This is a genomic window from Nostoc sp., from assembly GCF_036916985.1.
In the GTDB taxonomy this organism is placed as follows: domain Bacteria; phylum Cyanobacteriota; class Cyanobacteriia; order Cyanobacteriales; family Nostocaceae; genus Nostoc.
This window is the reverse complement of the sequence record NZ_JBALFD010000035.1, coordinates 114,173-137,952: the sequence shown is the minus strand read 5'-3', so window position 1 is coordinate 137,952 and position 23,780 is coordinate 114,173. Positions and strand designations below refer to the sequence as shown.

Genomic DNA, 23,780 nt, shown 5'->3' with positions numbered 1-23,780 from the left:
AGAGCTTAATTGGGATTTCCAGAACAATTTTTATCTTGGATTTCACAGACATTATAAATTTCTAGTCTGGCTTCACCAAGGCGGTAAGCTGCGAAGTGCAATGGTAGTGCTGCATTTGGTAGTGAAGTTGCTGGTTCATCTATGGCTCTAACTAAAACTTGTTTATTAAAAGAAACTGATTTTCCCAACTTATCATAACTGCTAAAAATTAATTGATTAGCAAACATCTCTACTTTCCACTTTCCATTACCTATTGCTGTAGGTTGAGAAATTTTTTGGATGACTAATACATTCTCCGCGCCTCTATTAACATTTTCAAATTGGCTATCTGGATTTAAATTAGTAATTTCTGACTTAAATTTTTGTTTAAAATTATCAGCTACCAGTTGAGAGCTAATTTCCCAGACTTGTGTTGGTGGTTGTTGCTGTGACCAGGTGAGCATTAAGCTCATAGTTTCACCCACAAACCGCCGAATAGCCTCCGGCTGTCGCTCTAAATTTGGTTGGGGGTCTACGGTTATAGTACGACCATCAACAAGTTGCACTAAACTTTGAGGTGTGAGCTGCCGTCCTAACTGTTGTAACATAGACCCATGAAATATTAGTAACAGCAAAGTGAATAGATGTAAACCAAGGGTTCCTACTGCCAACAGTGGCAAGGGGCTATTTTTCTTATTTTCTGGTTTGAGTAATTGCATTAATAATTGATTATATAAATTGAACTATGAGCCTGTGAATTAGAAATTTATCATCTTATAAAACTATCAGATGTTTGTCCACTGCTGCATTGTTTGGATTTATCTCCGTTCAGGTTGTTGTAGCTATCCAGCAAACATAAGTTACGAATCTCATAAATTTCTAGTCTATCTGTGCGGACACTATAAATTGCTTTTTGTAAGTCGGTGCTATTATCAGTTTGGGGATTAGCGAAATAATCTGTTGCGCGTACAAGGAAATCTTTATTAAAAGGAATTATAAGTTTTGCACCACCAACTCGGTTTTTTTGAATTAAGTCAGCTACCATTCCTACTCGCCACTTACCTGGTGCAATTTCTTTTGGCGGATAAACCCGCTTAATAACTAATTGTGATGTCATCGCTTGGCTGGGATTTTCAGAAAAAACTTCTGGCGGTGTCATTTCTGCAACTGTGCTTAAAAAACCTTTGCGAAAGTCTTCTGAAAAGGCGAAACTAGCTACCCAACTGCTAGTACTAATTTTTTGGCTACCACCTTGAGGTGTGTTAATGAGTATTCCTAAATCTGATTTGGGGTTTGCAACTTCTTCAATAGTTTGTGGTGGTAAGGTTCCAGACCAGCTAAACATTGAGATCATCGTTTTGCTGACAAATCGACGAATTGCTTCTGGTTCTCTTGCTAAATCATCAATATTAGCTACTGGTTTACCGTCGATTAATTGCACAAAGTTGGGAGGTTTTCTCAGACTGAGTTGGCGAATATTTAGCCCTTGTAATAAGAATAAAAATAAAATTAATATATGTAAACTAAAGGTAGCGATCGCAAAAATTGTTAAAGCACTTCCCGTTGTTTGTCTTTTTTCTAGTAAACGTACCATTTACTCACCTCCTCCTACAAAAAACGTCAGCTTATTAGATATAGTCAGCATTCACAGCACTTACCAAAATTTTATTCATTTTTAATTTTTAATTTTTAATTCCCTATATCCTCTCCTTTACTAAAGAAGCTGTATTGCTAATCGCACTGAAGACTGCAAAACCGCCAGCAGCAGCCACAAGTAAAGATAAAATTGGTGCTAAAATTCCCAGAAAAATTATGAACCACATTAAATCTGGATCAACATTAGCATTTTGACCCGGGCCATTGACAATAACTGCGGCAGTTAGCACAGCAATAATATTGAACGAAATCTTAGCGATTCCAATAGATAGAAATCCAGTCAGCCATGCAAAAATTGGTTTGCCAGCAACAGGTAGTAAAGAACCACCTACAGCTATTGGACCTAAAGCTGCTATTAGCAACATGCTAGCTTCTATCAAATTCTGGAATGCATATTGTAAGGAAACTAAAAAGTTTTTGATACTCGTTTGCACTGTCGAACCTAACAAAGAATTAAAAGAGGTTTCTGATACAATGCCAGTGCCATATCGAATATTATCTACCTTGTTTTGTAGTCTAATTATCCAGTTTTTATTACCATAAGTATTTCGATATTTCTGCCAGAGAACGTTGATTTTTTCGGCAGCCTTGACAAAGCATTGACTTTGTTGTTCGCCAGTCAGTGATTGACAAGGACGTAGTAAGGAACCAGCTACTTCTTCAGCAACACTCATATTCAGTGCTTGCTGGTATATTTTATCTGCGTCTGTTGATACCACCACTTGCTGATTCACAGTGTTTAAAAAATTCCGCACTCCCAGCGTCAGATTAGCAAGTATACTTCCATTGCCGGAATTACTTAAAAGAACCACCACAATAAAAGGCCAAATCAAAGCTGATATGGGGCGTGTATATTCGTAAGATATTAAGTCTTTGAGGAATTGTATCATAAAAAATAACAGGGTTCCTACTGCGAAGAAAATACCTAGATTTGTCAGCGCTCCATACAAGTTATTACTGGTGTTATTTTGTAATAAATCCAGCCATTGTTTATCCCAACCTTCGGCAATACTTTGGGAAGTTGCAGTCCCATTATCGATAATTTGATCAATGCCTACTTGGGCAAAAATTAGTTGAATAGCAAGTTGCATTTTGAATTTATGGGCTGTTTTCTTAGATTTTGTAAGGTGGCTTAAGTTGCTAACACACGCTAATAAACTGTTTTGTAGATGTTCTGTTAGTTTCTCATAAGTTAAAGGATTTTAAAAAATCTTTTAAAATCCTACTTATTAACTTTTCTGCCAAACAAATCTAGTTGAGAAGTTGCTCGTAAAAGTCGCGCTGCTTCTGTAGATGTTTCTACTCTCCGAGCGCGATTTGCTTCTTCAGCCTGTTGAGAAATATTTGCTAAATTTAAATTAGAGTATTGCAAGGACTGATTATTTTGTAATGTCTGAGCAAATGTTTCAGCGACAATTTTTGATTGTTCTTTTTGGATTTTAATGGTTTCTTGATTGGTAGCTAACAATGCTAATATCCCTTGACCTAGCAAGTTGTCGGCAATACTTATTGCCGGACTCTTTGGATCAATAGCAAGACTTTCTAATTTAGTCTTGAAGCTATTAATCTTGTCATTAGCATCGTTGAATCCTGCAACATCTTGTAGACTCTTCTCTGTATTTTCTAACTTCGCTTTTGCCCGAATTTGTCCATTTTGACCGAGAATACCTACCGCTACTCCACGGGTAATTACACGGTTTAGTTCATTACTAACTAAATTTCCCCGCACTGCTGAATTATTCTCAAAGCGACTTGAACGAGAGTCAGAACTAGAAGAGTAGAGAATCAAATCATCACGAACCTTTTGTCCCGCTGCGACTGGGTTAGGTATATTCAAATCTCCTTTGGAATTACTCAGAGCATTTTGACTTTGTACTTCGACAGGTTTTAAATTGTCGCTCAGATTGTATTGAAGATAGTTTTGTAAATCTGTGGAATATGATTGAAAATCAGTCCAAACCTGGCCTAATGCACCCGTCTGAATTTGTGCCATTGCTGGTAGTATTGCCAGGGATAGCAAGGTAAAAGTAAAAATGGTAGTTTTTTGCATACATCTGTGCCTGAAAAAGGTAGACGACATTGTTAAGTGCTTACAGAACCCGATTAACTACTACGCAGAGTCGCCACTAACTGACGTGCAAACGCAGAAATTGCTTCATATTTATCGCTGTAAAGTTGCATCATTTGGCTACGTGCAGTTTGTTCATAAGGGTTATTAGCAACTACTGCTAATTGTTCGTAACCTGGATAGTAACGGCAGAATGTATAACTACCGTTATCATCTAATAGCCATTGACTATAAACGCCTTCTTTGCGGGGAAAAAAGCTTTCTGAAGCATTACGAGAAATAACTTGGCGGGGATATTTCAAGATGTCTGCAAAACTATCTACTGCTACTGGCTGAATACGTCCAATTAATCGGGTTGTCAAGTTTTGCAAAATTTTAGATGCAGCTTTAGATTTGGCGATCGTATCAGGATCTTGTCCTGATAAGATGACTCTGATACCGGCTTTAGCGCCGTTCGCACAAATTCTGCCAACTAAATCAGAAATTTGCTCAAATTCAAAGAGAATTGGTGCTTCGTCGATAAAGAATATGGAAGCTGGACTACTTAATGCGCGTCGTAGTGCGGCTGAATAGGCACTCAAGGATAGTACGGCTGCATCTTCACTATCTGATAAGTTTCTGAGCGCAAAAACTAAAAGTTGTGCATCGGTAGGAAAGCTAGATGGTGCAGAAATAGCTTGTCCTACGCGGCTAGAAAGCCAAAACCGTAAGCGCAACTGAATTTGACTGAGGGCATCTTCTACTCTGCCAGTTAAAGAACTTAGCTGCAAGTGTTCGGGTGAGCAGAAAAAGAGAAAATCTTTTAAGGTTGGGGTTTTCTGCCAAGCAAGAGTGCCAAATCCCGCCATCATTGCGTCTCGATATCGCTCTTTGATGCCTTCATCTCTAAAGAAGGCTTCTAAAGCGAGGTTGAGTAGCGATCGCACCGTTTGCGATAAAATTTGACTTTCAGTTGACGATCCTAAAACCATTGTCATTAACGCTGATTCCAGGAAGGCGGTATAATCGTTAAAGCGATCGCGCTGTTGTTCTGCTTCTAGCGATCGTAAATCTGGCTGTTCAAATAAGTTATTCGATTGTTTGGAAATATCAAAATAGGCTCCATTCGCCCCCATAAACTCTGTGTAGTCAGTGAAAGTAGATGTCCCATCAGGTTTCGGGAAATCTAAGGCCACAACAGGAATCCCATGCGCCAAAGCTTGAGTTAAAATCCCTGATACTAACACCGATTTACCTGCACGAGTTGTCGCAAACAAAGCTAAATTTTTGTGTTGATTAAATAAATCTAAATGTATGGGTGTTCCCCCTTCTTCAGCAATCAACTCAAAACCTTGTTTATCACCTTTTTTAGTTAAAACCAAAGGCATTAATCCCGGAACTTCACTGGTTAAATATAGCTGGCGACGGTTGAAAGGTGTTGCTAACAAACCTTCCCAAACTATTGGTAGAGTTTGCAGCCAAATTTTCCAAGCATATTCAGTTTCTCTAATTACCCTGGCTGGACGTTGAAAACAGTTTTCAATATATCTTGTCGCCTCATCTAATTTTTCTATAGTTGGACGATGGACTAAAATGGCAACACTCGTATAAATCGGGACTGCACCTTCAAACAATTGTTCTTGCGCTGCTACCGATTTCTTCAACTTTAATTGAGCATTGACATCAATAGTTTTACTTTTTTCTTGAGCCAGAATGGTTGTCATATTTGACTGCTTTAGCACTCGTTGTAGAGTCGTTTTTACCAATGCTGGATTTGCAGCAGTCAACTCACAAAATATTTCTGTATCTACTACTGTTTCTCTGGCCAATAGTTCCCATAAATAGCGTAGTTGAGCAGATTTATTGGGCCAACCACCGGGTTTTTCGAGAAATGACAGTGCGCCAATATAACGATTGTTAACATTAACCCAACGGCGATCGGCACAAGGTACACTAGATTCCATCAGCAAAGTTGTGCCGTGGATATTATCTAGAAGTAATTTAGTACTCGCTAAATCAGAATTAACTTGCTCGTGCAGTCCTTGCTCATCTAAAGTCATTAACTGGGGAATATCTATTGGCTGCGTATCATTAAACCTTTTCCAAATGTCTCCCCAGAGTTCATCAGCAGTCAAAGGCTTGACATCCAATCCCATTTTGTTAGATAAGATTTGTTCCCAGCGGAGAAAACCCTGGTTATAAGCATTAGTGATTAGGGTTTCAATACGTTGATTTTCTACTTCTGAGAGATCACCTTTGAATTTCAACCACCACGATTCAGCTTTGACTAAAAGCTTTTCTATCCAATCATCTGCATGTTGCGAGTTAGATTCAATGGTGTAAGTAACATAAATTCGTAAAAATTTCGGTTTACGAATCCCAGAAATTGTCAGTTCTTTAACTCTAGCTCTCTCCGCCATCAACAAATATTTGATGTCTCGTGATGGCGAATTTCTAATTAATGTTGCTAATTCTTTTTGCCGCTCTTTGTCTGAACTAAAAGAACCCAAGTGCAGCGTCATCCGTTCACCGCTAGGAATGTCCTTTAGTCCGGCTTCAATATTATTAAAAAGTGTATCAATTTGTTCAGGTCTTAAGGTAGTATGGATTCCCTTACAATCAAAACCAAAAACAAAGCAAAACCGATCTTTTTGAGTGCCTTTTGTCAAAAGGTAAGCGCCAATATCACGTCCATTTATTGCGACACGTAGCATTGTCGCCAAGTGCAAAGCATCTTCAAATGGTGTTAATCTACTTTCATTTCCGGCGACGCTGACGCTTTGTTTTCCGATTTTTTGCTTCATGGTTAACTTCCAGTAAGCTTTGATAACGAGCAAAGCCTCTTGTCCAAGCGGGAACGCCGATAAATTTACTTAAAAAACTCCAACTCCTACCACCAGTTAAAATCCACCAGGTTCCTATTCCCCAACCAGCAATTAGCACTGTCCACAACCATTTTTGAAACTCTTCTTGGAAAAGACCCCCAAAAATTCCATTGATTATAAAATAGGAGGCTAGGGCAATGACTGTCCAAGGAAGAATTTGATCGGCAGGAATTGGTCCTAATGAAGGTTGACTTCCCAGAACTTGATTGACTGGACGAAATTCTTGTTCCCGCTCTTGAGACATTTGAAATATCTGAATTATTTACTGCTATCGCCAATTACAAAGCGTGTGAGTACATCCGCAATGGTAACAGCAACAACCACTAATAGGGGAGTTCTGGCGATACTTTGCCAATCTTCATCTTTACGCACTGCGTTGATCACACCAACTAGGGAGATTGCAATATAGAGTAAGTAAATTGCCCGCAATACATTAAATATCAAACTTACGGCTGTGTCGCTACCACCAGCATTGCTTGCTGAACCATCTTGTAAGGTTTTTTTGAAAAACTTTTCAGCTTCCCCAAAAAACTGTGCTTGTGCGGGGGCTGCAAAACAGTCTAACCAATATAAACTCAGAACGATCGCTGCTGCTAAAATTTGTAATAATATTAGCGATCGCTTTGGTAAATTCACTTGCTGCCCAATTTGCTGGGTAATAACTGCAATTAAACTACCAACGAGTAAGCAAAAGAGCAGAATAGGACTTTTTAGGCTGATAACGCTAACGAATACAGCACAAGCAATCAAAAAAGGTACAGATTCAACCAGAACAGTCAGACAGGATTTAAATGCCAGTCTAAACTTGTGAGATTCTTTCGCCGCACTACCAGTTAAAGCTTTGAAAAAGTTTCTCTCGTGAGAACTTTGTCTAAACATTTGCTAATTTTCCTATGGTGTACTATAATAGCTCTTTTTTAAAATTTTACAGCTACTACAATTTAACATGCTTTAACATGATTGTTAATCAAATTACGAACTTGTAGTAAAGTTCTACATTCTACATCAGTATCATGAAGTTAAGTTAACATAATATTAAGATTTATCTAAAACTAAATATCTCTGATTTGAGAAGCTAGGTTGCAAACCTCAAGCTTGACCCCCTAGAATCCTGCTCGGCTTTGAAAATTTTCTCAAAATTCTCATACAGATAGCCTTAATAAGCCAACTTCAAAGCCTTGACTTGTATTACCTCACGAGTATTTGAGTGAGCGGAGTAGAAATATCCTGTAGTTTAGCGTAAACCCACAGTGGCGATCTAGTACACTCTCAAAGGCTTCCTTGATGAGCAACTGGCGTTCGCGCATCGTCGTAACGAGTACTGAACAAGTACTGAATAAAAAATAAAATTAGACCGATTCTTCTTCAAAGACGCTACGCAAACAGACATGAGAAAAGAGATGCATATTTTCGAGCATCAAGTGCCACAAAAAATAATGCATCCTTACTTCAATCCCCAGAGAACTTGTCAAGAAATATCGCTCTCTATAGATGAATGGCACTAAGTTAAGATACAGCCCTTGCCCTAACTGCTTCCCAGCCTGGAGGCTGGGAACCCATTCTGGGAGGCTCCGCCTCCTCTTTATTGAGCCTACGGTGTACACACAAGTGGTATCTACAAGGGTTTCAAGCTTTCTAGACCCAATAAATTGTCATTACGAGCGGAGCGAAGTAATCGCATAATCCCGTAGTTTTTGCGATTGCTTGTCTGCGACACGCTCTTGCGTTCGTCGTTCCTCCTCTCTACTAGACGCACTCGCGTTCGCAATGACAAGCTTTCGGAGCGATCCAACAGCTTAGGGAAGGGATAGACGACGAAACCAAGTGTGAGGTGTAATTTCAAGACTTGTGTGTACACCGTAGCTTTCTTGAACAGAGGCAGAGCCTCTGGGAATACATTCCCAGCCTGGAGGCTGGGAACGAGGCTACACAAGCTTTCGAGCTTTTCTTAGTGCCATTCCTCTATAGATAGAGTGGATATTTGTGAATATGCTCAAGGAGACTTTGATATTTACGTTCTACCATTTTTTGGCACGCAGATTAGATTTGGAACTAAATTACAAACTTAAACACAGTTCCTAAATTAGAAGTACCGCCAAAAGAGGCAGTACCGTAAAAAGTACCATTCGATAGCTGAATTAGCGTTGACTCTGGCGTTGCCCCATTAGTGCCATTAAAACTAGTTAAGCCAGTGATGGTTGCACCAGTCAGCTGATAGATAGCTCCTTTGTTATTTGCCCCACCAGTAGAAGCTGTGCCATAGAAATTACCATTGCTTGCTTTGATGAGTGCAGCTGTTGGGTTAGCCCCATTAGTACCATTAAAACTAGCAACTAAAACTGGTGTACCGCCACCAATTGGAACCTTAAAAATAGCTCCCTTGTTGTTGGCTCCACCTAGTTTAGCTGTACCGTAGAGAAATCCGGTAGACTCAATTAATCCAGACTGCGGATTTGCCCCATTAGCGCCACTAAAGCTATATGAAGTTAGTATTCCTGCGGGAGTTAACTTGAATACAACTCCTTTAGCACTTGCTCCACCAGCAGAAGCACTGCCATAGTAGTTTCCATCAGTAGCAAGTTGCAATCTTGCCAATGGAGTTGCTCCATTAGTACCACTGAAGCTTCTGATGATTGTGAGTGCGCCGGTAGTGGGCGAAACCTTGAATATAGTTCCTTTATTACTAGCTCCACCTGTAGAACTTGTCCCCCATAAATTGCCATCAGCACCCGTAATCAGTCGGCCTGCTGGATTAGCCCCATTCGCGCCTGTAAGATTCACAAGAGTTGTCAGGGTTGTAAAAGCTGTTTTTGCCAACTTAAACACAGTGCCAAGGTTACTTGTACCGCCTATAAAGGTTGCCCCATATAAATTACCATCGGCTGCTTGGAATAATCTAGCAACTGGATTAGTCCCTTTGTTGATTCCAGATGTTCCGGTGAAGTTTATCAGTGTGGTTAGAGTAGTGTAAGCAGTAGGAGTTAACTTGAATGCAGTTCCTTTACCAAAAGTGCCACCAGCAGAAGTAGTTCCATAAAGATTTGCATCAGTACCATTCCCCTTAAGTACCCCTGCTCTTGGTGTAGCTCCATTAGTGCCATTGAAATTTACAACAGTAGTTAGTGTTGCAGCAAAGGCTTGTTGGAAAGGTAGAACTAATGAAGAAGTCAAAACAGTTAGGGAAGCTAAAATCAATACCCTATTTTTGCTCTGACGTTGTTTGTACAGATTAATTTTATTCATTGAGTACCTCAAAAAAGTTTAGTGGAGACAGAATAGTAGCTAGTTCTAATTGATTTTGTGATGGGTACTACTCACGACTAACACCAATTTGAAAAATGATCTCTGTACATATAGGTTGGAAAGCCGCCATCGTCAAAAGATTTGCTCGGCTTCCACGCGCAGCATCCCTTCTTCTTACTTTAGGAAAAGCAAGTGGCGTTGCAAGTAACTTTTGAGGGATGAAACCCAACACCTGAAAATCTTCAGGCAAAATTTTCAGGTGTTGGGTTTAACTCCATAGCCTACAAAATATTGCTACAACTCAACCTATGTATTGAGCGCATTCTTATCTGAAAGTTGATATAATTTATCAACTTTCACACTAAAAATTAGGACGTTGAATTAGGCATTAGTGAGAAGATGCCTAAAATGTTGGTATAGCCAATATTTGAAAAGGACTCAGAAAGCCTTTTTATATCTACATCACAAAACTTTTACTAGCACTAAGTCAATAACGTGAATGACACGATTAATGATTTAGTTACGACGTAGCATAAACCACTATTTATTTTTTTTGATGTCGTGAAAAACACAAAAAACAGTGGAAAATCCACATTGTTGGTAGAAATAGCCATTAAATGGGATTTGGCTTAAGTTCATATAGTGTGCTTTTTGTCAATAAAATGATGTATTTAGTAAATTACGCCTGATGTGAATTAAAAATATCCCTTGTCCCATAGGGGTTTTGAGGATCGGTCAAAATTAAAGTGTTTTAAGCCATTGACCAGATGACAGGGGTTTCACAAATTAATTCACATTAGACGTAAATTATATTAAATGCCGATTAAAACCTCTAGAAAAATCTCTATAAGCAAAATCATATATATTGTGAAATTTGCAGATTTTACTCTGGTGAGAGTATTAACAATTCAAAATTCAAAATTCAAAATTCAAAATTAAAGACAGTTGGAGTTGGGGATTTAAACCCCAACTCCAACTGATACTACGTATAGACGTAGGGGTTTTAAACCCTTGATTTTACGATAAAAACCATTTTTAAATTACTACTAAATTCCAAAAATATATTTATTTTTTAATCATTCCATAATGTAATCATGACTTGAGCTTTACCTTCAGACTATAGTGTTGATTTCGTTGGCATAATTTAACAGCTATTAGCTATAGCAGTCCTACAAAAATTCGTGAGATATTGACTTTCTTTACTTCGCACTTAGCGGTAGTTTGTGGCAAGCTGCTGCATATCTACATCAAAGAAAGTAATTTTCATGATTCAGATAAAATTGCCATGCCAAAAAAGTAAGTAGATCAAATTAAACATGGCTTTTTAAAAGGGAAATAAGAGGACAAAAAAGGGAATTGAGGTATGATTCATAGTACCTGTTAGCTATTCCCTGAAAAACAAAGCTATTAATTGTTTAATTATGCAAACTTACATCAAATCAAAAATGTAGAGTAATTAGCTAGCAAATGATTATGTTTTTGGGTGTATAAGCTTGAAGGCTTTGCCTCTAATTCGCTCTATATTCTTCCGATTTTTGTGCAAACTTTTGATTTATTGATAGCTCTTTTAAGGCACAAGTTTATTGTGCATACTAAAAGGTTATTTTTCATCGTTAGTTTGACACTTGATTTGGCTTTGATGGGGTATTGAACCAGAAATTAATTTCAAGGAGCTTGACATGACTTTTTATTGCGATCGCCAATTAAATAAATTGGCAAGTTCAATTACAGTACTAGCCCTAGCAACTGGTTTAGTAGTAGGTCAATCTGCTGCTCAGAAATCTCTAGCTCAGACCTCCACCACTCCTCCCCCAGCAGGAGTAACCTCTGTAAATGGTGCAGGTGCAAGCTCTATAACTACCTTGCTTATAGGTACTGGAACTTCCTATCCTCTTGCGCCGAAAGACTCATGGTTTAACGCTTATGGTGTTGGAAATCCTCCATCCCTCAATAACAATGTACCCCCAGCCCTAACCGGATTTCCAAACGGAAGCTATGGCCCAATCAGTACGTTATCCACATTTAGATATGCTTCCGTTGGTAGTGGTGCAGGTCTAACAGCTTTTTTCAATCAAACCGTGCCACCAGTACCACCTAATACTGCAACTATCTTAGCCCCAGTCTCTTTTGCTGCTACTGACGATCCCGTATTAGGAACAGAAAGAGTGGTTGGCAGTCCTAACGATGTTCCCACCCCCGCAGGCACACCCCAAAACCCTGTTCCATACATTCAAGTGCCTGTGATTAGCGTCGGAATCGCCTTAGCTTACAACCCCACTGGTCTAACTGTACCAGCAGGTGGAATTAAGCTTTCACGAGCTACTTACCTGGGCATTCTTAACGGTACTATCACAAATTGGAATGCTCCCCAAATTAAAGCAGATAACGGTGGCGTAGCAATTTCAGCAAATAAGCCCATTGTTGTAGTGCGTCGTAGTGACGATAGTGGTACCACTTTTGCTTTAAGCGCTCATCTCAAGGCGGCATTTGGTGCTACATGGAACAGAGGAGTTGGTAAAAAAAGTATTGCTCAACCTGCTGGTGGTATACCCAATCCACTACCAGCCGATACAGTTGTTTGGCCAGCCAATTTCCAATTCGCTTCAGGAGGTGGAGGTGTAGCCACTAAAATCAAAACTACTGATGGTGCAATTGGTTATGTGGATAGTGCGACACGGTTAGCGAATAGTCTGCAAGCTGCTGTCTTAAAGAACAAGGCAGGTACTTACAATGCCATCTCACCAACTACAATTTCAAATGCTTTTGTTGGTGCGACTGACCAAGATCCAAATGCTCGGCGGATTAAACTGGTTGTCACCGATCCAGCAGCGGCAAATGCTTATCCGATTGTTACAGCAACTTACCTGCTATTTTATGACAAATACGCAAACGTTAACGTAGCAAATCATATTAAAGGATTCATCAACTGGGCTTTAGGAGTGCCACCGGTTCCAGCACCAGGAACAGATGTGACAATCGACCCGAATGCTATAGCTATAGCTCGTGGATATGCTCCTCTTCCCGCAGGCATTAAAAATCTGTCTCGAGGTCTTGTTAATACTTACGTGAATAATGTTTTTAATGCCGCTCCATAATTGCGTTTTTGGTCTTACAGCAGTTTTCTGTATTTGAACCACATGTATCGTTAGGGCACAGAATTGCTGTGCCCCTACCGCGTGGTCTATTTACAACACTCAGTCCTGAGTGCTGAGTGCTGAGTAAGAAGAGTACTTTCGCACTATGGTAAAAGCCCCGCCCGATGTTAAGCGGAATCAACAATTCGTTTGGAGGTTGATACCCCGCCCCTTGTGGGCGGTCTAACACTCATCACTCAGCACTCTTCATCTGAAAATAGCTGTAATTAAATATCTTGGCAAGGATATGAACATGATGCCCCAGGATTATATTTACAATTCTGGGGTTTTATTTAAGGGATGGATGCGATCGCAATCAATATTGAACCTGGAGTTATAACTATTCTCAGCAAAAATTCAAGTCATAGTAAATATACTTATCTTATGAAAAAAATTAGTACGATTTACAATTATTATTTACTGAATATCTATCGGTCAGAATAGTTAAAAAAGTTCAACCGTTAACTATGTTATGATTAGATGTGTTGAGAAATATTTTCGGTCATTTAACTGATTATCATAGACACTTCTCCGAATCTAAATCTCTACACCCTTTGATTCTGAAGGTGTTTGATGTTAGTTGATGCTGCTAATCTATCCAATGAGAATGAGGTTGAAGATGACGACCAAGAACGGGTCTTCTCAGAGTATGGATAAAGGATTCTGGCAGCTCCCAACTAAAAAAGTGGTAAAAAGAGGGGATTTGCCGTTGTAGAAATATAAACAGACGCCGCAGGAGTAATTGTTATTCAGGCGTTAAGAGATATCGAAGGGATGAGTTATAGTCTCAAGGTTAACAGAGCTAAGACCTTTAAAGATAAGAGTCTTCAGCATTCCAATGAAATTTTAGTTAGCCGAACTATATTGCAATACCCCGTGTGGCACTGATATCTCTAACTATCAAAAAAATGTGCTAAGAAGAACGGACAAGTCTAGTGTGTCACAGAACAAGACAACATACGGATACTACTTCAGCTTATGCTAACGGATATAATTACCCGTCCTGAGTCCCTCACAGAAGATTGCTTCTTTACTTACGCTCTTGGGACTGATTTGCATGATACTAATTTGACAGCCAAATATTTACGCCGAATTAGAAAAGAAGATAAACCATATATCGACATAGCGGTTTCTCCTAGACCTGGCTACCGGTTTGAGGTTTGCCTTATCCCTGTTGAAGGGTTCGCTCAAGAAACAATATTGACAAAAGATGGGTTTGCCAAAGCGTTAGCGATTATTTGTGCTGTCTCTAACAAAGCTAGAAAGCGATTCCCGTCAGGAAATGGACAAGATATAGTCCGATGTCAATTTAGTAACTTAGCTGATGCCGTAGCCGTAGCAAACAGACTGTCTGCATTACCCTCTGATATGTATGAAACTATCGCCAAGCTACCAAATGCTTTGTGAAATCGTGTTTGCGTAAAGGGGGCTGGGGATAGAGACTCTTTATTGGGTATCAAATTAAAAAATTATGGTGTAGGCTTGTACCCACTACCAAATTTTAAACAACTTTTTCCCAATACCCAGGGAAAGGAGTGCTGCGACCTGTTGAATGTACAATTTTGATGTATTTGTACGGTAATCTATAATTCAAAGTGAGTTTTTTTTATGCCTACTAGTCCTTTGCGTGAAGAGCCTCGTAACCAACGAGCGCCTGTAATTCGTACAAGTAATGAATTTATTCTTTTGGAATGGCTAAAGTCAACTGGTCGTCTAATTGAGCGCGAACATCAAGAATCTGAGTATCTAACTGAAGTAGAAGAAATTTCCGAAATGATAGACCTTGATGATATCCCTTACGATCATGATGATGATGATGGTGATATGGATTTAGAAGCGTAATTCTTAATTCTTAATTTCTGTACTGCAAGCGTTTCATTGATTTGGAATGAGTACTTTATTTACGCCGAAAGGCTAAAATTTCCCGACTTTTTAGAGAAGTCGGGAATTTTAGTAATCTGTTACACGTTTAACTTGCATCATTAGGGCGGGCGAGATGCCCACCCCACAAGGGTTATATAAATTTGAGATATGTGAAATCGATGTGGTTTAGATTATTAAAATGCGAGTGTGTTTAATTCTTGGACTTGAGTAATAGATAAAATAATTGTCCATTGCTGACTGTCACACCAGCGCGATCGCCTGCTATTTTCCCAGTACCTAAAAAATAATCTACTCTACCAGCACCTTTAATTGCGCCTCCAGTATCTTGGTCAAGAACATAACGGCTAATAATGCGCTCCTCCATTTTTCCGGTAGGATTAACGAAGGGAATGGAAGCACGAATCAACGCTAAAGCACCGGGAGGCATGAGAGATTTATCTGTAGCAATAGAACGCTCTGCTGTTAATGGTACATTGATAGAGCCTTGGGCTGGCTTACCGTGATTTTCTTGAAAAAAAACAAAGCTGCGATCGCGCGGAATATAAATATTTAATTCTTGGGGATGCTTTTGGAAATAGTCGAGAATAATTGGCAGAGTTATACCTTCTAGCGGTAATTTGCCATCATTCACTAATTCTCGCCCAATGCTTTTGTAGGTATAAGCAGTATTACCCGCATAACCGATTGTTGTTTGAGTACCATCGGGAAGTTGAAGTCTCGCCGAACCTTCAATTTGAGCTAGATATGGTTCGAGGCGATCGCGAAACCAAAATAACTCTAATCCTCGCAACTTCCCTTTTGCACTTTGCAAACCATCTAATCCTTCTAACTCCTCGCGTGTCGGATGAGGTTTCGGCCAGGAGTTAAAATCAGGAGGTAAGCGATAAACAGGATAGCGATATTCTGTTGTGGGGACGCGACTGGCTGCATAAAGTGGCTCATAATAGGCGGTGAATAAAACGGAACCTTGGTTATCTTTACCGACTGACTGGTAAAGAACAAATTCCCTCTCAATGGCTTGATGTAATTCTGTGGCAGAATTAGTTGTTAATAAGAGTTCGCGGAATCTTTGCAAGCTTTTGATGACGCGATCGCGCGTAATCCCAGCCACCGGATAGTTTTGATAAGCAGCCGCAGCATTAGCTGTTTCCAGGTATTGGAGACTACGAGCGATCGCACTTATCAGTGCTTTTTTATCTGTTATTTTGCCATAAATTACTTCATCGAAACAAGAAGCATCATCTTGACAACAAGTAACTGGTAGTCTCTGGATTAATGGTGATTTTTGCTTTTGTAAAAATGCATCTTGATTTTCAGCAGTCAAAGAAATCGGTATATCCCACTTTTTCACCTGACATTCTGGCGAAATAAGTTCTCGATGCGTCAAAGATTGCATCCGCACCAGCAAAATCGACAAAAACATAGGTAAGCTGATAGCAATAATTTTGTTAAATTTTCCTAACCAAGCAAGTGTTTTTTTCATCAACATTCAAAATTTTTAAGATTATCACCCGGACAAAAACTGAACAGCTTGTTAACTTTTCAAATGCGGATGAGTTGTACATCTGTATTAGGAAAGGTAACTTTCCACAAAAATGCGATCGCTCCCTAGAAAAAGCGATCGCTTTGCCAAAACCGATCTACCTGTAGTTGTTGAGGTCAGCAAGCTTTTGTTTTAGCTTCTGTGCCTTATCGCATTCAGAAGATCCCGGCTTAAGTTCACAAAGTTTTGACATGGCACTAAAACCAGTCATATCGCCCATTCTTTTGTTTAAAATTATCCTCTCGTTCCACGCGGCTTGGGCTTTAACAGTTACATATTCGCACTTACTTTTTTGCCGATATTTAACTATACAGCCTTTGTACTCTTGAGTTAATTGCTCAATCTCCTTTCCTTTTTGTTCTTCCAGTATTTGTAAATCCTCATAACTCAAATCCGAGCTAATGAGCGGTTGTTTACTAGGTGATAGCGATTGCGCCCCCTGTGACGAACAGCCAGTGAGAACGCAAACAGCAAAAGCAGTGCCCAAAAATATAATTTTCATTTGGATATAGGAATTTTAGTCTGTGTTTATAACACCCAAAACCAGCACGCATCTAAGCACTGCCCTTAAATTTTTCACCAAGTTAACTTTTCAAAAACGGATGTAAAACTCATCCGTGTTCGGAAAGGTAACTTTCCACCAAAGCGATCGCCCTCAGCAGACAGAGATACCTTTGTCCAATGTTTGCTGCCCAATAAAAAAGCGATCGCCTTGCTTGCACCAAACGCGATCACACCAAGTGCAAACAGCATTTGTCATCAGCACTTGCTGTTTGCACTTACAGAACCTTGAAAACTCAATAATTTTCAGGAGCGCAGACTATTCTTGCCCTGGTCTTTTCACGATTTGAGCCTTCAGCGCCTCTAGCTCATCTTCCACATCTGCCTGAGAAAGATCATATTCAAGTCCAAAATCACTTTCTATCGGCTTAGATACTGGTGATTTGGGCGTCACATTTGCCTCGCTTGCCTCAAACGCTTTTTCCCAAACTTCCCACCTATCTTTAGGTTGTTGGACTTTTGAGATTAGCGATTTTACATCGGATGAAGCCGGAGACTTTATTGGACTAAATGAAACTCGAACAGCCTGACTTTGAAAATCATAGACAACATCAAACACCTTGAACTTGCGCCAAGAATCAGGTTTACCCGTCTCATCTATTGGCAAAACGAGAGTTTCGCCAATTCGAGGCAGCCACTTACAGCTTGAGAATTCAGCGACCATTTTGGTAGAGCCATCGGCACTCCAAACAATACGTAATTTGAAATCTTGAGGATTAGGTGTCAAAAAAGGTGCATTATTTTTCATCATCTTCCCCCACCCAAAACTAAGGAGAGAAGTCCGATGGCGAAGCACCCTGAGCCACTGTAGACAAACTCAAAACAATAACACCACTAAGAGGTTGTTTGAAAAATAGTTAAGTGTAATTTTAGGCACTCGTTGATCCCCCCTAACCCCCCTTAAAAAGGGGGGAACCGGAATCAAAGTCCCCCTTTTTAAGGGGGATTTAGGGGGATCTCCAAGGGTTAGGCGTATAAAAAAACTTTTCAAACAACCTCTAACAACCGCGCACAATCTTTTCACTAGCATAGCCAATACTGAGTTAAAAATCTTATCTCAGTCTTAACTTTTTTACTTACAGCAGTTTTCATGTATTTGAACCACTCTTATCGTAAAAGCGTAAGGCTTTGCACCCCTACCGCGTGGTCTATTTACCTGAAAATAGCTGTAAAGTAGTGCTATGACAAAGGTACTGAAAAGTAAGCGAAGATTGCGCGATGCTTACGGCGATAACAATGCGTTTAATACCAAAAATAAAACCCAAGAGCGATCACTTTTGACGCACTAGCTTTTGGGTTGAGTTCAAATTCACTTTTATAAAAATTTATCCCACCTCGCTCAAAATCAAAAATCAAAAATAACTTAATTGTTTCACAACACCAAAATTTTTCCCAATCCCCAGTCCACAATCCCTATTCATTCATATTACGATAAGTCGCAACCGCAGAAGGCGAGATACGATTCAAATATCGGAAGATCCAATATTTGAAAATGGTATCTAAAATCACCGGAAAGGTGGCAATAAATAAGAAAATAAAATCTCTATTTGCTGGTAATCCCCAATGGCGCGATACACCTTCTAAAAGTACTTCCCAACCATGAGGAGAGTGGAATCCTACAAAGATATCAGTAAATAAAATAATGATAAATGCTTTAGCACTATCACTAAGTCCATAGACAATATTATCAAAGAAATCTTTGAGTACAGCAATAGAAGACTTGCTGACTACCAAAAGCCAGATAAAAGCAACCACCGAGAACATATCTGCAAAAACATTTTTGATCGCACCAGAGCTTTCATGACGAAATTCTTCAGCAAGCTCTATCGCCTTATTTTTCATTTCAGTCTCCAGTTGCTCAGGTAACAGTGGAGGAGCTTTGATAATAAGATTTTCAAACTTGAGCTTTTCTTCATATCTTTGTAATTCTACAAGGGCTTCCTCTTCCATTTCAGAATTGATGAATATCTGCATTTGCTCTGAGTTTCTAAACCGCTCAATAATTGGGCCGACTACAAAAGATTTTGCTATTTGATGCGTCAGAAGTGGTACGATAATTAATAGTAAAATAAACCTGATAGATATTATTGTTCTTTTTTGAGTCTGACGGAAACTCTGAATTACCTCTTTCTCCGAATTAGGATCTAATTCAACTTGTAGACGACTGATAGTACTTAAAATAGAACGAGGTAAAACGCCTATAGTATCGGTTTTGCGCTTTATTTTTGATTTGTTATCTGAGTCTTGAGTTGGTATTTTGGGTGGTAATGCTGGAGTATTGACGAGCAGCGATTTATCGTCAGATATCACAGAGTTAGCTGATAGATTTTGAGGTCTAACTACTAAAGCGTTGGAGGTTGTTTGTTCCGAATCTGTTGTGTATTTGGATATAACTTGATCGATAAAGTTTAGCTTTTCCAAAACTAGAGAAAGACTTAGGTACTCTATACCTGCTTTCTCGGCAGCTTTTTGATTCTCTTCATTTAGAAACCAACGGCTTGCTTTAAACTCCGTCAGGCGCATTCTGGCAATTTTTAATAGCTTGTTGAGGTCTGACTCAAAATAATCCATGACGCTATTACTGTACATGGCTGAGTCAGTGTCTATTTTATTACCATTGAAATGCTTATTTTCTATTTCCTGAATCTTTAATGCTGCATCGTAAGCCTCATCTAAGGAACGTTCAGGAGTCTGTAAGTACCGCCGATAAGCAGCAAGTAAGAAAGAATAGATTTTTTGACTAAAAACAGAGTTTTTCATTGCAGACAATCATCCAGCATTATTTGGTTGATTATTAACCTTAAGTTAACGCACGAGGTATACTAGCAAATCTACAAGGAGAAAGTTTGTGGTTTCTCATTCGGTTTGGATTGTTGGCACTAGCCGCAGTGGTAAGACGGCTCGCTTGGTAGAGCAATTTTGTAATTGGGTAAAATCAGAAAACCAGTATACTGAATCATTTTATACTAAAAAAACAGGGCGTAAAAAAGGTGCTTATGTACCCGAATTTTTATATCTTAAACAAACAGAGCCAGGAGTTTTAGTCTTAGCTGCCAATGATGATAATCGTCGAGAGTTAGGAGACATAATTGTTACATCTACGTTGGGTAAATATCCGGTTCGTGCCAAGACACCACTAGGTTTTTTTCAGGATGAAGTTATTTTATTTTGGCCGTTACTAATTAACTCGTTGAACCTGAAGGCACAGTTTCCTGTACGGTTGCGGCCAGAAACGGAACAAGAATTAGCCACCAAACTCTGGCGTCCCCAATTAGACGAAGAAATTTTACGTATTGCGGGAGTGAATGAATCTCGTTTGGTGCGTCGCATCCTAGACTTATTGCAATTAGCGGCTTACAGTGGTGTACCTTGCGAAGATATTGCCCAGATTTTGGCAAGGGGTTTGGGGGAAAATACCACAACTTTAGAGCCGGAATTTTTGGCATCTTTGCTGCTAGATTGGCGGAACTGGTGTTTAGAGAGGGGGTTACTAACTTATGGGATTATTACTGAACTTTATAGTCAGCACTTGTTAAGCGATCGCAATTACCAGCAGCACCTAACTAAACGCTATCAGGCAGTACTAGCAGATGATGTCGATGACTATCCTAGCGTAGCGCGTCTTTTGTTTGAGTTGCTATTAGATCGAGGTGCAGTTGGCGCATTTAGCTACAATCCCGACGGTGCAGTGCGATTGGGATTGGGAGCAGATCCCAAATATCTAGAAGGGTTAGCAGAGCGTTGTCGGGTAGAAATCTTGAACGGGCCGCCTCCAGAATCTCTGGGTGAGCAGCTCACGAAACAGATGGTGGAATTAGTCACAGAACCGATGATACTGTTGAGTTTACCAAAAACAGTGCATTCAATTCAAACCACCTCCCGCGCCCAATTATTGCGGCAAACAGCCGAGGAAATTGCTAATGCCATCCAATCTCAACAAGTGCAAGCAGAAGAAGTGGCGATTATTGCACCAGGTTTAGATGCGATCGCTCGTTATACCCTAGTAGAAATCCTCGTTAAGCAAAATATCCAGGTAGAATCCCTAAATGACCAACGTCCCTTAATTAGTTCACCCGTCATTCGCGCCTTACTCACCATGCTGGCACTAGTTTATCCCGGCTTGGGACGACTTGTAGATCGGGATGCCGTGGCAGAAATGCTAGTCGTCTTGAGCAGGAAACAACAACTACCAGAAAACTCCTCATTCCTCACTCCTAACTCCTCACTCAGCACTCACAACTCAGCACTCAACACTCACATTGATCCTGTACGTGCTGGTTTAATTGCAGATTACTGCTTTGTACCCCATCCCGATCGCCCCAACTTGCTACCAGTGTCAACTTTTGAGCGCTGGGATCGAATCGGTTATGCAGCGACCACAGCCTATAATGAGATATTAGAGTGGTTAGAACAGCAGCGATCGCAACAAGAATTGCGGTTAATTCCCAGTCCCATTTCCCTTTTAGACAGGGCAATTCAGCGCTTTTTGTGGAATGGTAGTAATCTTCCTTACGAACAACTAGCAGCGCTGCGAGAATTATTAGAAACCGCCCAACACTACTGGGAAATTGACACCAGGTTACGACAAATTGCCCCAGTTGAGACAACGCCTTACACAACTATCATGGAATTTATTCAACTACTGCGACGTGGTACGATTACCGCCAACCCTTACCCTGTGCGTCCCATTGGTGGAGCGAGAAAGGCTGTCACACTAGCAACTATATTTCAATACCGATCTAGTAGGCGATCGCACCGTTGGCATTTTTGGCTAGATGCTGGTTCTCCCCTGTGGGCGAAAGGTGGTGCAGCAACTTTATTTGGTGCGCCGTTTTTCCTGCGAGACAGGTTAGGCGAACCCTGGACAGCAGAAGATGAGAAATTGGCAGAAGAACAAAGACTGCGAAGGATTTTGACAGATTTATTGTCTCGTGTATCGGAAAGAGTTTATTTATGTCACAGTGATTTAGCCGTAAATGGACAAGAGCAACTAGGACCACTGTTACCCTTAGTAAATGCCTGTGTAACGGTTATTTCTGAGTCTACTGATCAGCTCAGATCCCCGACTTCTTGAAGAAGTGGGGGATCTCGTTATTCACGAATGATTAGGGATATTTAATATAAATTTCGTGACTGAAACAGAAAAGGATACGGAGCAACTAAATTTATTAATAGGACTTAGGCGAAACTACAGCCTGTAGGGGCTATTCATGAACATTGGTGTCAACTTAAGCAAAAGTAAGCCTAGAACCAGCTTTTAGATATTGTCTCGTTCCCAGTCTCCGACTGGGAATGCCGTCCTAGAGGCTCCGCCTCGTTTGCTGGCGGCAGAGCCACTTTTGAGTTGCATTTCCAGCAGGAGGCTGGAAACGAGCTTTTAAAGGAGTTTCAGCCTCCGTTGACACTAATGATTCATAAATTGCCCCTACCTAAAAATCAGGGTTTCAGTTATTGTTTGCGTAAGTCCTGGTTAATTTTGAATTTTGAATTCGGAGCAAAGCGACGCGACTGTGGTTGAGTCGGAACAGGAGAACGAGAAGGAACTTGATCGCGCCTTAAGAGTAAAGGAAGACTGAGAAACCCCAAAATAATTACTACTCCGGTCATTATCCAAACTATTAACCTATTTGGTCTATAGTCACCTCGTTCTATTTGCCAAAAAACTTGATTGTATCGCCACGCAGCTAAGGCAATAGTCGAAATTCCAAAAATTACCAAAGCAACACCCAAATTTTCTGAGTTGGATAATGGATTTACCGGAGGTTCTTGTTGAGTAATTGCAACATTCAACTGGCGCAAAAATATACCAAATCTGGCAATAGCAAAACCAAAGCCAATCAATGCAATAGAAGTGCGTAGCCAAGCCAGAAAAGTACGTTCATTCGCTTGATGCTCCCTTTGACGGTCAATTTTCGGTATTTTATCCATGAGTAGCTTCTGATGCCAAGTCCCCCTTTGATGAATAGCATTAACCAGTGAAAGAGGAAACACCCAGACACATCTGTAATGATTAACACAGTCTAATGATGACTCTGAGAAGACCCCAAGCGATCGCCAGAATCTTTACAATAGTAAATAAGGTAAAGATATATATTCAGAGTCAAAATCAATGGCACTATTCGGATTTGGCAAAAAGTCAGTTATGCCCACACCTGAAGAAGCTTTGTCAGGAAGGGCACAATCTATGTCAGTACCCGCAGCTCATTATGTCAACAAGAATCCCTTAAAACCTCCTTATCCCGATGGGTTAGAGAAAGCAATTTTTGGCTTGGGCTGTTTTTGGGGTGCAGAACGCAAATTTTGGCAACTTAAAGGAGTTTACACCACCGCAGTTGGTTACGCTGCTGGGTTAACACCCAACCCCACTTATGAAGAGGTATGTAGTGGGCGAACCGGTCACAATGAAGTGGTGTTGGTTGTGTTTGATCCCAAAGTGATTAGTTATGCCGAACTGCTCAAAGTCTTTTGGGAAAGCCACAATCCTACCCAAGGGATGCGTCAAGGTAATGATACTGGCACTCAATACCGTTCAGGAATTTATGTATATTCCGAAAATCAAAAACAGCTAGCAGAAGCATCGCGGGAAGCTTATCAGGAAGCTCTCAACGGTGCAGGTTATGGCAAGATTACCACAGAAATCTTGGATGCTCCTGAGTTCTATTATGCCGAAGCTTACCACCAGCAATACCTGGCTAAAAATCCTAACGGGTATTGTGGTTTAGGAGGGACAAATGTATCTTGTCCTGTGGGTGTAGTTGAATCGCAAGTTAGTAGTTAGAAATGGAGTTGGTGGGGTAGTCAACTTAAGGTGAGTTCGACAAACCTCTGCCTGCCTTGAACTCAAGTTC

General features: G+C 40.2%; 19 protein-coding genes. 5 read left to right on the top strand and 14 right to left on the bottom strand.

Annotated features, from left to right (window positions below; genetic code table 11):
- Positions 1-5: 5 nt before the first annotated feature.
- The 8 genes from V7L07_RS13315 to V7L07_RS13280 all read right to left on the bottom strand — a co-directional run bounded on the left by V7L07_RS13315 (position 6) and on the right by V7L07_RS13280 (position 9,810).
- Positions 6-698 carry a hypothetical protein gene (locus V7L07_RS13315; RefSeq protein ID WP_335058464.1) on the bottom strand — a complete coding sequence of 231 codons (693 nt, stop codon included), beginning with the start codon at positions 696-698 and terminating at the stop codon, positions 6-8.
- A gap of 50 nt (positions 699-748) precedes the next feature.
- Positions 749-1,573 carry a hypothetical protein gene (locus V7L07_RS13310; protein WP_335058462.1) on the bottom strand — a complete coding sequence of 275 codons (825 nt, stop codon included), beginning with the start codon at positions 1,571-1,573 and terminating at the stop codon, positions 749-751.
- A 103-nt stretch (positions 1,574-1,676) separates the two neighbouring features.
- Complete coding sequence (locus V7L07_RS13305; RefSeq protein WP_335058460.1) at positions 1,677-2,726, bottom strand: hypothetical protein; 1,050 nt, start codon at positions 2,724-2,726, stop codon at positions 1,677-1,679.
- A 131-nt stretch (positions 2,727-2,857) separates the two neighbouring features.
- Positions 2,858-3,685 carry a hypothetical protein gene (locus V7L07_RS13300; protein WP_335058458.1) on the bottom strand — a complete coding sequence of 276 codons (828 nt, stop codon included), beginning with the start codon at positions 3,683-3,685 and terminating at the stop codon, positions 2,858-2,860.
- 53 nt (positions 3,686-3,738) lie between these two features.
- Positions 3,739-6,486 (bottom strand): hypothetical protein, encoded by a 2,748-nt coding sequence (locus V7L07_RS13295; RefSeq protein WP_335058456.1) that lies wholly within the window; start codon positions 6,484-6,486, stop codon positions 3,739-3,741.
- Positions 6,440-6,811, bottom strand: a complete 372-nt coding sequence (locus tag V7L07_RS13290; protein WP_179063732.1) for a hypothetical protein — start codon at positions 6,809-6,811, stop codon at positions 6,440-6,442. The genes V7L07_RS13295 and V7L07_RS13290 overlap by 47 nt, the downstream gene beginning before the upstream one ends.
- A 14-nt stretch (positions 6,812-6,825) precedes the next feature.
- Positions 6,826-7,446, bottom strand: coding sequence for a hypothetical protein (locus V7L07_RS13285; protein ID WP_335058454.1), 621 nt, complete (start codon positions 7,444-7,446; stop codon positions 6,826-6,828).
- Positions 7,447-8,619: 1,173 nt separating this feature from the next.
- Positions 8,620-9,810, bottom strand: coding sequence for a choice-of-anchor tandem repeat GloVer-containing protein (locus tag V7L07_RS13280; protein ID WP_335058452.1), 1,191 nt, complete (start codon positions 9,808-9,810; stop codon positions 8,620-8,622).
- Positions 9,811-11,489: 1,679 nt separating this feature from the next.
- On the opposite strand from V7L07_RS13280, the gene V7L07_RS13275 reads away from it, so the two are divergent.
- From V7L07_RS13275 to V7L07_RS13265, 3 genes are all read left to right on the top strand, one after another.
- Positions 11,490-12,905, top strand: coding sequence for a substrate-binding domain-containing protein (locus V7L07_RS13275; RefSeq protein ID WP_335058451.1), 1,416 nt, complete (start codon positions 11,490-11,492; stop codon positions 12,903-12,905).
- Between the two features lie 1,017 nt (positions 12,906-13,922).
- Positions 13,923-14,351, top strand: a complete 429-nt coding sequence (locus V7L07_RS13270; protein ID WP_334775703.1) for a hypothetical protein — start codon at positions 13,923-13,925, stop codon at positions 14,349-14,351.
- 201 nt (positions 14,352-14,552) lie between these two features.
- Entirely contained in the window at positions 14,553-14,786 is a 234-nt protein-coding gene (locus tag V7L07_RS13265; protein WP_179063738.1) for a DUF3134 domain-containing protein, read from the top strand.
- A 232-nt stretch (positions 14,787-15,018) separates the two neighbouring features.
- Here V7L07_RS13265 and mltA read toward each other — a convergent pair whose 3' ends face one another.
- From mltA to V7L07_RS13240, 5 genes are all read right to left on the bottom strand, one after another.
- On the bottom strand, positions 15,019-16,311 hold the full coding sequence (gene mltA / locus V7L07_RS13260; RefSeq protein ID WP_335058449.1) for a murein transglycosylase A: 1,293 nt from the start codon (positions 16,309-16,311) through the stop codon (positions 15,019-15,021).
- Positions 16,312-16,468: 157 nt separating this feature from the next.
- Complete coding sequence (locus V7L07_RS13255) at positions 16,469-16,873, bottom strand: hypothetical protein (RefSeq protein ID WP_335058447.1); 405 nt, start codon at positions 16,871-16,873, stop codon at positions 16,469-16,471.
- Between the two features lie 74 nt (positions 16,874-16,947).
- Complete coding sequence (locus tag V7L07_RS13250) at positions 16,948-17,124, bottom strand: hypothetical protein (protein ID WP_335058445.1); 177 nt, start codon at positions 17,122-17,124, stop codon at positions 16,948-16,950.
- 67 nt (positions 17,125-17,191) lie between these two features.
- Entirely contained in the window at positions 17,192-17,683 is a 492-nt protein-coding gene (locus tag V7L07_RS13245) for a hypothetical protein (RefSeq protein ID WP_335058443.1), read from the bottom strand.
- A gap of 662 nt (positions 17,684-18,345) precedes the next feature.
- Positions 18,346-19,692, bottom strand: coding sequence for a proton extrusion protein PcxA (locus V7L07_RS13240; protein ID WP_335058441.1), 1,347 nt, complete (start codon positions 19,690-19,692; stop codon positions 18,346-18,348).
- An 88-nt stretch (positions 19,693-19,780) separates the two neighbouring features.
- On the opposite strand from V7L07_RS13240, the gene V7L07_RS13235 reads away from it, so the two are divergent.
- A complete protein-coding gene (locus tag V7L07_RS13235; protein WP_335058439.1) occupies positions 19,781-22,006 on the top strand; it encodes a recombinase family protein in 2,226 nt (741 codons plus the stop codon).
- A 374-nt stretch (positions 22,007-22,380) separates the two neighbouring features.
- On the opposite strand, the gene V7L07_RS13230 is transcribed toward V7L07_RS13235, so the two are convergent.
- Positions 22,381-22,860 carry a YidH family protein gene (locus tag V7L07_RS13230; RefSeq protein WP_335058437.1) on the bottom strand — a complete coding sequence of 160 codons (480 nt, stop codon included), beginning with the start codon at positions 22,858-22,860 and terminating at the stop codon, positions 22,381-22,383.
- Between the two features lie 181 nt (positions 22,861-23,041).
- Between V7L07_RS13230 and msrA the strand changes: the two genes are divergently transcribed.
- Positions 23,042-23,710: a peptide-methionine (S)-S-oxide reductase MsrA gene (msrA, locus tag V7L07_RS13225; protein ID WP_335058434.1), complete on the top strand. Its 669-nt coding sequence runs from the start codon at positions 23,042-23,044 to the stop codon at positions 23,708-23,710.
- Positions 23,711-23,780: the final 70 nt, after the last annotated feature.